This window comes from Vibrio nigripulchritudo, assembly GCF_027924785.1.
Lineage (GTDB): Bacteria > Pseudomonadota > Gammaproteobacteria > Enterobacterales > Vibrionaceae > Vibrio > Vibrio nigripulchritudo.
Genome location: NZ_AP027050.1, coordinates 1,111,841 through 1,122,981 on the forward strand (window position 1 = coordinate 1,111,841; position 11,141 = coordinate 1,122,981).

Here is an 11,141-nt window from a genome sequence, read left to right on the forward strand (position 1 = left end):
CTCAGCTGCGACTTTTAAACTTATCTTTTTCTATCCCATGCTTTTTCATTCTAAGGTAGAGTTTTTTACGGGGCACCTGTAGATGATTGGCAGCTTCTGTCACTTTCCCAGAGAACAGAAAAAGCGCGTCTTCAATCACTTGTTTTTCATAGTCGTCAATCAAGTCATCCAACGGTGTTTGCAACACGTCATGATGCGCCAGTCGGTCTTGTCCGGTTAACTTGATGATGCCGATAGCGTAGAGTTCAGCCACATTCTTCAGTTCCCGAACATTGCCAGACCAATGATGATTCCTGAGTGTATTGAGATAGTGGTTATCAATGGTAGGAAGTGGTTTGCCCAGCTTATTGCAGCTCTGCTTTAAGAAATAGTGAAACAAAATGGCGATATCGTCTGGGCGCTTTCTAAGCGGTGGTACGTCTATCTTTCCCTGGCTAAGGAGATAATAAAGCTCCGGATGCAGTTTTTCATCGCGTATCCATTGCTCGGGATCTTCATTGAAAATGCCGATGAGTCTGGTTTTGCTGCACGCGGTTCGCTCCTGTTTTAACAGTTCCTGTGTTAAATATTGTTGCGCAGAAACTGGCGATTCATGAATATTGGTCACCACCAGCGTTCCACCGCAGCTTCTCTCTAACAAGTTGTCGATGTCTTCTTTAGAGCCAATCAAATTTCCCTGAGCCTGCACATACGTGCCATCTGAACTCGAACTTAATTGATGAACCAGATGAGCCAGACTGCGTCTGCCACAACCGGATTCTCCACTGATAACCAAATGGCTCTTTAGCAATGACAGCTGAGCGATATGATCTTTGATGATGACCATTTGCGGGGACTGGCCAATGACTTCCTTTCTAACTGATTCAGCGATGTTTTGCTTTTGCTCGATAAACGATTTTCGAATGTTTAGCTGCTTATGGATCAATTCGAGCAGTGCAGGGGGGTCGATCGGCTTTTCGAGAAAGTCACTGGCGCCTTTTTTCACGGCGTCTACTGCCATGGGAATATCCCCATGTCCCGTGATCACAATTACTGGTATATCAGGGTCGATAGCTTTTATTTTTGTAAGCAATTCCATGCCATTGAGCTTGGGCATGTACATGTCGACAATGACAACACCTGCCCAGTTTGCATCAATGTACTGACACACTTTGGTGGAGTCTGACTCGCACTTGGCAGGTAAATTGGCAATAGACATCAGATGGGCGTAAGAATCCAGTACATCTTGGTCGTCATCGACCATCAGAACCGAGAATTTATTGAGGGTCATTCGGAAGCTCCAACACAACACACGCCCCGCCAGAAAGGGACGAAGCAAGAAGAATATCACCATTAAACTGTTTAACGATGGAACGGCAAATATTAAGCCCGAGACCTAAACCGACTTCTTTCGTTGTCGTGAAAGGGGTAAAGATCTGGTTTATCACAGAATGAGAGAATCCCATTCCCGAATCAGAGATGCACAATCGAGTAATTCCGTCAGTTTCGCGTTGGGTGAAAATCTCAATTTCTCTGTGGTCTACTTCGGCGACAGCATCCAAACTGTTCACCAATAGGTTAACTAATACTTGTTCCAGCCCGACGCTCTCTGCCCATACTTTCTCGTTTTCGAACACGTGCCACGTCAGACGACATTGTATTTTCCTTAGTCGGGTTTCAACCAATACACCTGCACGTTGAATCGCGTCGAGAATACCAACGTATTCTAACGATGTGTCCTTCGGTTGCTTCTTGGCAAAATGGCGCAGGCTATTGATGATTTTACTCATTCGCTCTGTCATCGCTTTGATCTGCTCAATACTGCTTTCCACTTCTTCGTCATTATTCGAATCCAGAGCCATCTTGGCACTAAACAGATACGTATTTATCGCGGATAGTGGCTGATTGAGTTCATGGGCCATCGAAGACATAGTCTGACCAACAACCGCCATTTTTGCGGCTTGAATAAGTTCAGATTGTGTTTCTTTGAGGTGAGTTTCAGCTTTTCGTCTTTCTTCCACTTCAGCCTGTAACTCCAAGTTAGCCATCACTAAATCACGCGTCTTTTCTGTCACTCGTTCTTCCAGAATAAGATTGGCCTGAGTCTGTTCAGTGATATCCGTTACCGTCACCATCACTTTAGGAACCCCAGATTGTTTGTAGACACTGAAGTAAAACTGGAGATAACAAATGCTATCTGCTCGGTTAAAACACAAAGTGATGCAAGATTCTCCATTGGAGATAAGAGATGAATCTCCTGCAAACACACGTTTCATTAAACCTTGTTCTTCTACTGATACCCAAACCCACAGCTTGCTGTTTAGAGCGTTGTCAGACAGATTAAACAAGGATCTGGCACTGAGATTTGCAGATTCAATGGTGCCCGACATATCACATGTGATCAGGCTGGAATGAGCGTTATTGATTAAGTTTAGTGCGTTGGTTTTCTCCATTTCGCGCATCGCCTGATAGTACTGCTTCAGCTTGTGGCTGACTCTGGCGATTTCGTCTTTGCCATCAACAGGGAAGGCGATATCACTTTGGTTTTCAGTCATGGCGTCTAACGTTTCGCTCAACGCAATTAACCTGGAAACAATTCGGCGGTTAACAAAGTAATAAGTCAGCAGCAAGCTGATCACGATTGATAGGCTAAAGCAGATAACCAATACCCGATTTCCGCTAGAAACGAGCTGGGCAGTATCCAGTTTGACCTGAGCAAATTCAGCGTCGGCAGTGGAAGCCAGTGAGGCAACGTTGCGGTGAAGTAAATCAAGTTGAGTCAGAATCGTCTTCTGCTGTTTCTGGATTCTGTTTTTCGATGTAACAAAGGCCTTAACCGCTGAATGGAATTCACCATCAAACCGGAGTAATTCACCCATAGTTTCAATTAGCTGCTGATACGAAATAGCCGAGGGAAGCAGGTAAAGTGCTGTGCTAACATTCTCTAAATCACCCAAACGGTATTGAACGACTTTCATGCCATTATCCACCTGACTCACATGGGCAGAATCTGACACATCCAGTAGTAGCTCATACAAGGCCTGTTCCTGATCATTAATACTGTGAATCACGCGCATATTTGCCAAAAGCTTTTCAACCAGGTTCTGACGCTTTTCTTTTTCGAGTTGCCACTCAATTTCCTGACGTAATGGGCGTAACTCCGAACCTATATCCTGATGGATCCACCGGATTTCTCCGTTGAGCAGGGAAAGCGTCCTTTCCTTATCGATGTGTTCAAGAAGCATTTCACCAAACGTTTGGATTTGTTGAGACAAGACCTGATACCCCGCAAGAAGGGAGTCGGTTTCGCCATTGCGCGTCAGAGTCGCCAGAATGGATTCGATCGTTGTCAGCTCAGATTGAAGAGACTGCATGTAGTCTTCAAGAATCGATTTACTTTCAATTTGAGGGGCATAATCAATGGCACTTCGAATTTGAGAACTGCTGCTTTCCACTTGGTAGCTTGCGTTGTACTTGGGAACATTATCTTTCAGTAAATCGCCAACCTGTTTATCAAGCAGGCTCCAGGTTCCCCAAGAAACCGCCATTACAACCGCAATTAAACCGGTTGATGCGGAAAACGCCAGAAGTAACTTAGTGCCGATGGTGTGGGAGCGAAGCTTCATTTCAAGCCCCCTGAAAGCATCCGTATCCTGTCTGCGACGATCTCCAGCGTATCTTCTCTAATCACCCTGATGTTGTGCTGCCATTGAGCGAGCAATGCACTGATTTCCGCGTTACTTTTTCCTGTATTGAAAATGTTATCCATTTGCTGGCTAAACATCTCAAGGGACACTGGTGGAGCAAAGAGCAGGCTTTCAATTGAATCCAGCTCGTGAAGCGCGGTGGTATCGAGATAGTACTTTTCCCGTGCGCTAATAACTCTTAACCACGCATCTTGCAGGGCAGGGAGCTGCTTGGTTACCGTAATATCAAAGAGAAGTTTTACCCCTTCTTCACGGGAGCTGATCGTATCCAGATTGAGTTGAACGTGATCGTTAGAAAGTAACTCCGTATTCAAAACGGAATACTTTGCAAAGGCATTTTCCTGAATAGAAGCCTGAACGTTTGGGGAAAGCAAACGCTCAACAAATGAGGTTAAGTAAGCATCCTGAGACTCTCTTTTTACCAGACCAATATAGGTAGGCATTAATGTAAGTCTGGTATCATGGACAAAGCCCACATAATCCAGTTTGCGCATCAGAATTTTTGCATAACTGTCTATGGTCGGTCCCAGACCTAAACTTCCGCTGGCAATGGCATCACTGACACCAAAGCTGCGTGACGACAGGGTTCCTAAATTCGCCCCAATGTTGTTGATTACAGTCCAGCCTTTGTTCCAGCCGTAGTGTTCCAAGGTGCTTTCGATCATGAGCTGAGTTGTTCCGGAACGGGAAGGTGTGCTCATCGTAACGTGGCCAAAATAGGCAGGATCTGCGAGGCTGAGAAACCCCTGAGGCTGGGGTAACTGATGGTTGTTTAAATAGTCGCTGTTCCAGACAACACCCGCCCCTGAATATCCGATAGTGACGACTGAGTCTGAACTAGGCAAGATGTAAGGTTTGAGCACTTCTGGCGCACGCATTTCATCCGGCACATTCGCCAGTTTTCCCTGCTTAGCCAAGCTGGAAATCACCAATGGCGATGAGGTAAGGACAAGATCAATGTCTTCAACATAACTCTTACTGAGTAACGTCATACTTGATGTTGTGGGGCGATGAATTACCTTAATTTTTGCGTTTTTATGTTCTTTACTGAACTGCTCCACTAAGGGGATCAAAGGCTCTCTTGAAAATGTAGTCAGGATCACCAGTTCATCCGTTGAAGCATGAACGCCAAACGGAGAAATACAGGTAAGCAGAAGAGCAATCTTACAAGCCAAAATCTGGAAATGACTTCTCATATCACAATTCCATTAAAAGTGTGCGTTTAATCAAATATGAGAAAACTTTTGGAAAAATGTTTTCTTTTCTTCATGGGTCATTTGTGACGCATTTACTTTGAGAATTCTATCAGCAAAAACTGAATTACTGACTTCAGAATTCCCATTATTGACTCGCCCAAATCATCGAAATGAGTCAAAACTGCCTCAATTCGCCACTTTTGAGCTTGGAACTGTGTTTTTGGATGATTCGCTCCGTCAACAGAATTTCGTCTGAAATCGACGACTCACTTGAACGGAGCACAATATGCTTAATTTCTTTAAAACTCGACCGGACTTACCGTTATCGGATGGTTCAAAAGAGGCAATGCAATCTCGCTTTAAGCGCTACCAATGGCAGGTATTCCTAGGGCTGGTATTTGGTTACGCCGTTTTCTACGTTGTAAGGATGTCCTTAGGCGTAGTGAAAAAACCCATGCTCGATGCTGGGATAGTGTCCATAGAAGAACTGGGGATCATGGGGTCTGCGTTCTTCTTCACTTACGCAATTGGTAAGTTCTCCAACGGATTCCTGTCCGATTACGCCAACATTGGACGATTTATGTCGTTCTCTTTACTTCTTTCTGGTTTAACCGCCATTGTTATGGGGCTCAACACCACCGCCTTTTTCTTTGTTTTACTTTGGGGCTTAAACGGATGGTTCCAGTCGGTTGGGTCTGCACCTTCGTGCGTTTCGCTGTTCCAGTGGTTCTCGCCGAAACAACGAGGCAGCCGTTACTCCGTGTGGGGAGGCTCTCGTAACATAGGTGAAGGTATTACCTGGATCCTAACGGCAACGCTGGTGAGCTATCTGGGTTGGAGAGCCGGATTCATCGGTGCAGGTATCGCAGCCATTGCCGCCGCACTGTGTATGTTCCTGGCATTGAAAGACCGTCCTCAGACTTACGGTTTGCCGGATGCCGCAACGGTATTTGATGAAGAACCCGAAATCAAAAAGCAGAACGACCCGACTGAAACACGCCGCGCTCAGCTTTTCATTCTGAAACAACCAACAGTGTGGCTGATTGCAGCAGCGTGTGCGGCGATGTACATATCACGCTACGCAATGTCTTCATGGGCGGTTCTCTACCTTCAGGAGAGCAAAGGCTATTCACTGATTGACGCTGGTTTTGCAATGTCTACCTATCCAATTGCCGGTCTGGCGGGAGCCATTCTATCTGGCATCGTTTCGGATAAGTTGTTTAACGCAAACCGCCATATTCCAACTTTGCTATACGGAATTGCCAACATCGCAGGCATGTGTTTGATGTTCTTCGGACCAGACAACCGTTTCATTGATGCCGTCGCATTGGGTCTTATCGGTTTTGCAATTGGTGGTCTTGTTGTTTTCCTTGCAGGTCTTACTGCTTGCGATCTTATGCCTAAAAACGCGGTTGGTGCGGTTAAGGGATTCATTGGATTGTTCTCTTACATTGCAGCATCTGGTCAGGAGGTGGTCTCGGCTTCTCTGATTAAAATCGAAGAGATCGACGGTGTGAAAACCTATGACTTCAGCCAGGCACAGTACTTCTGGCTCGCAGCTGGCGTTGTGTCTCTGCTGCTCGCACTGACGGTATGGAACGCGAAAAAAGTCACTGATATCGATTAATCAACCAAAGCTGGGAGGTAGCTCCCAGCTGATTCATTTTATTTCTCTTTTAGATTATTCGGTTACAGGAACTCAAAGATGTGTAAAACAAAAATCGTCGCAACGCTTGGTCCCGCCAGTCAGGATGAAGGCGTTCTATCGAGAATGCTGGATGCTGGCGTAAACGTTGTTCGTCTTAACTTTTCTCATGGTACGGCTCAGGAACATATTGAAAAGGCGAACCTAGTAAGAAAACTCGCCATACAAAAAGGGAAAACCGTTGGAGTGCTTGCCGACTTGCAGGGACCTAAGATTCGAATTTCGACCTTTTCAGATTCAAAGGTCCATTTGGTGCAAGGACAGACATTTTTCTTGGATGCGTCATTAGGTGCCAAGCAAGGCAACGCTGAGCGGGTTGGTCTGGATTATCCGGATCTAATCCAAGATCTCGAGACAGGGAATATTTTGTTGCTTGATGACGGTCGCATTCAGTTAAAAGTGCAGGAGCTTGATCCAAATCGTTCTTGGGTAAAAACCGAAGTGCTGAATTCTGGCACCTTGTCAGATCGTAAAGGCATTAACCTTCTGGGCGGTGGTCTTTCTACCCCTGCATTAACTGAAAAGGACATTGCTGATATTGATATTGCGGCTGCTATTCAAGCGGATTTCATTGCGATTTCTTTTCCAAGAAACGGCGCGGATATCGATTACGCTCGCTCACTGATCAGAAAAGCTGGCTCCCAAGCTGATGTCGTTGCAAAAATCGAGCGCGCAGAAACAGTCGCAAGTAATGAAAGCATGGACGACATTATCGCCGCTTCCGATGCCATCATGGTGGCAAGGGGCGACTTAGGGGTAGAAATTGGCGATGGGCGGTTACCGACGATTCAAAAGCGCCTAATCAAACGAGCAAGGCTGGCGGGCAAACCGGTAATTACTGCAACGCAAATGATGGAATCTATGATTGAGAACCCATTACCCACGCGTGCTGAAGTGCTCGATGTTGCCAATGCCATCTTAGATGGGAGCGACGCCGTTATGCTTTCTGCAGAATCTGCGGCTGGGAAATACCCGGTTGAGTCGATCGAAGCGATGGTTCGGATTGCAGCGGGTGTAGAGTTTGACTCCGGTTCTTCGCAAGAGCACTGGGATGAACTTGATTCCTTGTGCGATAACCCAAACAAAAGTTTTGCCATTTCATCCATCATCTCAGCGACAAAAGCAAACAGAAAACTGGGCGTCGCCATTTTAACGAGCGACGGTCAAACGCCAAGACTTATGTCCCGTTGCCAGAGTGATGCACAAGTATGGGGGCTATCTTCTAATGAAAAGGTGTTAGGGAAGATGACCTTACTGCGTGGCGTGATACCCACTTATTTCAACGGGGCGCAGCAAGACGACTTATTGGAATCTGTGACCCAAATGCTGTCCGACCATACCACTCAGTTCGATTTAGAATCGCTGCTTATCGTGAAACTGTCGAGCTTGGAAGGACAGGGGGAAGTAAATACATGCTGGATGGTCAATCTTGATGAGAAAGACGCAATACCAGCTTAAAGAATTTGTAGTAAGTGTAGGGCTTTCTACAAATACGTTTTGCAGCGAGTACATGGCTCCCCCTAACAACATGTATTTGCGAGCAAAACATTTGCATTGTTAAAGGCTCACAATGCGCAATAGCATCATTAAGTACTGATGTTTGAGTTAATGACACCGTTGCTCCACAAGGTTTGACCCGCATTTATGCGGGTCTTTTTTGTTTTTTTTCAATTCAAAATTAAAACTCATATTTCATAGTCAAAAGTTTACACTTCTGTGAATTTATATATGCTTGAAAGGTAAGCACGCAACAGTAACCCTGTTTAAAACTTACCCAACCATAAAACTAAAATTACAGGTGATTTTACATGCAACCGTATTTTGCAGAAATTACAGGGTGGGGGAAATGCCTGCCTCCTGCCAAGCTCTCCAACCAAGACCTGAGTACATTCCTTGATACTTCTGATGAGTGGATCCGTACCCGTACGGGCATTGAAGAACGCCGCATCAGTCATGTTAATACGTCTGACCTTGCAACCGTAGCGGCTCAGCGAGCCATTGCGTGTGCAGGTATCAACGCTGAAGATATTGACTGCCTTATCGTTGCAACGTGTTCTCCTGATACGTTAATTCCAAATATTGCATCCAAAGTTCAGACCAATCTTGGCATCAAAAGCTGCGCTTCATTTGACTTAAATGCCGCGTGTACCGGGTTTGTATATGGGCTGGAAACAGCGACCCGTTTGATTCAGGCGGGCAACTATCAACACGCACTGGTGATCGGTGCTGAGCGGCTGACATTTTATTTAGACTGGACTCAACGCGATACTGCCGTTCTGTTTGGTGATGGTGCCGGTGCGGTTGTCTTAAGCAAAACCGATAAACCGTTGGGTTTGCAACAAGCGCAGCTTGGGTGTGACGCTGAAGGGCGCGATATTCTGGCGGTTCCTAAATACGGCACAGCAATGGATCGATTTGCTGCCGATAACGGGTACTGGGAATTTAATTTTGTAGGCAAAGAGATTTTCAAACGCGCTGTACGTGGAATGGGAGCTGCCGCTCAAACGGTATTAAAGCGCTCTCAACTGAATACCAGTGACATAGACATCGTCATTCCACATCAGGCTAATGTGCGCATTATTCAAACCTTGTGCGATCACGCGGAAATTGCGCAAGACAAAGCATTTGTGAACATTCACAAGTACGGGAATACATCCGCGGCAACAGTTCCTATCGCATTATGTGAAGCTGTGGAATCAGGAAAAGTGAAACCGGGCAGTGATATTCTGACAGCGGCATTCGGTGCTGGATTGACCTGGGGTGCTGGGCACATCAAATGGGGTGACAGGGTAACTCCACTGCAAGAAAGCGATGCAGAATTACCTAGTTGTGATTCCACTGCACTAGAACTGCTTTCTGAAGCTATAGAGCATTGTAAAAACAAACAGCAGAATTAAAAAATCAGCCGCTTTAAGCGGCTGATTTTTTCGTTACTTAATCTGACTTCAGGTTAATTTATAAACTCATTTAGCGCATCAATGGTTGGCAATGCCGTCATTGCGCCTTTTTGAGTGGTCGCCAGCGCTCCACACCCGTTTGCCCATTTAACCGCATTTTTGGCATTGTCTAATTTAGACCAATCTTCAACCTGAGCTAGGTAAGACAGCAGCCCGCCGACAAACGCATCGCCAGCTCCGGTCGTATCTACAGGAGACACGGTTTTTCCGCTTATCAGCTCTTTGCCTTCTTCAGTAACCAGCAGCGCACCTTTTGCCCCCTGAGTCACCAGAATCATAGGTAAATGATACGTCTTTAAGCTATCAAGCCCCTCAGAGATTGAGGGCTTTCCCGTCAAAAATGCCAGCTCATCATCAGAGAACTTCACAACATCCGACATTCCAATCGCTTTCAACACAGTTGGGATGATCTCATCCTGATTTGCCCATACTTCGTGACGAAGGTTGGGATCAAAGCTGACATATCCACCAGCTTGCTTCATCTTTTCCATAGCAAGTAGCGTCGTACTTCTCGCTGGCTCGTTTGCCAGTGCGATAGAACAGATATGAAGCCAGTCTCCATGTTGAAAAGTCGGGATATCTTCGGGTTGAGTGAACTGATCCGCACTGGGCTTTACCATAAATGTAAAGCTACGTTCACCGGAATCGTCTAGATCGACAACGACTGTTGATGTTCTTCGGGCGGGGTCGAGCTTTAAAGGAGTAACATCGACACGTTCAGACTCAAGGGTTTCACTGAGGAACTTACCAAAAGGATCGTCACCAACCCGACCAAAGAACCCGCTATCCACACCAAGTCGAGAGATTGCTACAGCGACATTGGCAGGGGCACCGCCAGGGCATTTTAAGTACGTCATCTCAGTATCTGGAATCAAATCCACCACTGCATCCCCAGTAACCCAAACCTTACTCATTATCTATTCCTTTAAATAATTATTTTCATATTGAAGCTAACTAGCAACAAACATGCGTTATTAACATTCAGTTTGTCTTTAAGAATATAAGGCAGGCGGAAGCGTGTTAAGGGCAGGAATGTATAAATATGACTCAGATTTTTTAAATTTTCCTGAAAAGCCACTCACATGCGTGACGCGGTCACGCATGTCATTTACCCCTCATAGTCTTACTGATATTTAGATTAACCTAATATTGATAGATCTATTTTAGTTTTTTCTTATATAAATGTTGACTACGAGCGTAATATTAGTGCAATCTAAATTAGATTTATTTGAAAGAGAAGGTTTAATATGAATCTTGACCAAATGAGAACAAATTCTGCTGAAGTTGCCGAAATTCTAAGAATCCTCTCTCATCCAGAAAGACTGTTGGTACTTTGCCAGCTAATGGAAGGAGAGTTGGGCGCAGGGCAATTGCAAAACAGCTCGACATTAAGCCAATCCGCATTTTCGCAGCACTTAACCGTTCTCAGGAAGCACAATCTGGTAAAAGTACGCAAAGAATCTCAGCAAGTTTTCTATTCCCTTGCTGATGAGAGGATAGCGGCACTCATTCATAACCTACATAAGGTTTTCTGCGAGTAATGGCGAGAAACATCTCAACCCACTCATCACCTTCAAGCGGAAATATTCAAAAGGAC

The 11,141-nt window shown here is 45.4% G+C and carries 8 protein-coding genes; 4 read left to right on the top strand and 4 right to left on the bottom strand.

Annotated features, from left to right (window positions below; translation table 11 throughout):
* Position 1: 1 nt before the first annotated feature.
* From QMG91_RS23425 to QMG91_RS23435, 3 genes are read right to left on the bottom strand one after another with little or no spacing between them, the layout of a single operon-like run.
* A complete protein-coding gene (locus QMG91_RS23425) occupies positions 2 to 1,270 on the bottom strand; it encodes a sigma-54-dependent transcriptional regulator (protein ID WP_281830493.1) in 1,269 nt (422 codons plus the stop codon).
* On the bottom strand, positions 1,257 to 3,605 hold the full coding sequence (locus tag QMG91_RS23430) for an ATP-binding protein (RefSeq protein WP_281830494.1): 2,349 nt from the start codon (positions 3,603 to 3,605) through the stop codon (positions 1,257 to 1,259). Before QMG91_RS23430 ends, QMG91_RS23425 begins: the two co-directional genes overlap by 14 nt.
* On the bottom strand, positions 3,602 to 4,882 hold the full coding sequence (locus tag QMG91_RS23435; RefSeq protein ID WP_281830495.1) for an ABC transporter substrate-binding protein: 1,281 nt from the start codon (positions 4,880 to 4,882) through the stop codon (positions 3,602 to 3,604). Before QMG91_RS23435 ends, QMG91_RS23430 begins: the two co-directional genes overlap by 4 nt.
* Before the next feature lie 286 nt (positions 4,883 to 5,168).
* Between QMG91_RS23435 and QMG91_RS23440 the strand changes: the two genes are divergently transcribed.
* The 3 genes from QMG91_RS23440 (at position 5,169) to QMG91_RS23450 (ending at position 9,484) form a co-directional block, all read left to right on the top strand.
* A complete protein-coding gene (locus QMG91_RS23440; RefSeq protein ID WP_281830496.1) occupies positions 5,169 to 6,509 on the top strand; it encodes an MFS transporter in 1,341 nt (446 codons plus the stop codon).
* Between the two features lie 78 nt (positions 6,510 to 6,587).
* Entirely contained in the window at positions 6,588 to 8,045 is a 1,458-nt protein-coding gene (gene pyk / locus QMG91_RS23445; RefSeq protein WP_281830497.1) for a pyruvate kinase, read from the top strand.
* 350 nt (positions 8,046 to 8,395) lie between these two features.
* Positions 8,396 to 9,484, top strand: coding sequence for a ketoacyl-ACP synthase III (locus QMG91_RS23450; protein WP_281830498.1), 1,089 nt, complete (start codon positions 8,396 to 8,398; stop codon positions 9,482 to 9,484).
* Between the two features lie 53 nt (positions 9,485 to 9,537).
* On the opposite strand, the gene QMG91_RS23455 is transcribed toward QMG91_RS23450, so the two are convergent.
* Positions 9,538 to 10,458 carry an aminoimidazole riboside kinase gene (locus tag QMG91_RS23455; RefSeq protein WP_281830499.1) on the bottom strand — a complete coding sequence of 307 codons (921 nt, stop codon included), beginning with the start codon at positions 10,456 to 10,458 and terminating at the stop codon, positions 9,538 to 9,540.
* Positions 10,459 to 10,791: 333 nt separating this feature from the next.
* Here QMG91_RS23455 and QMG91_RS23460 point away from each other — a divergent pair, with 333 nt between their 5' ends.
* On the top strand, positions 10,792 to 11,085 hold the full coding sequence (locus QMG91_RS23460; protein WP_004398956.1) for an ArsR/SmtB family transcription factor: 294 nt from the start codon (positions 10,792 to 10,794) through the stop codon (positions 11,083 to 11,085).
* Positions 11,086 to 11,141: the final 56 nt, after the last annotated feature.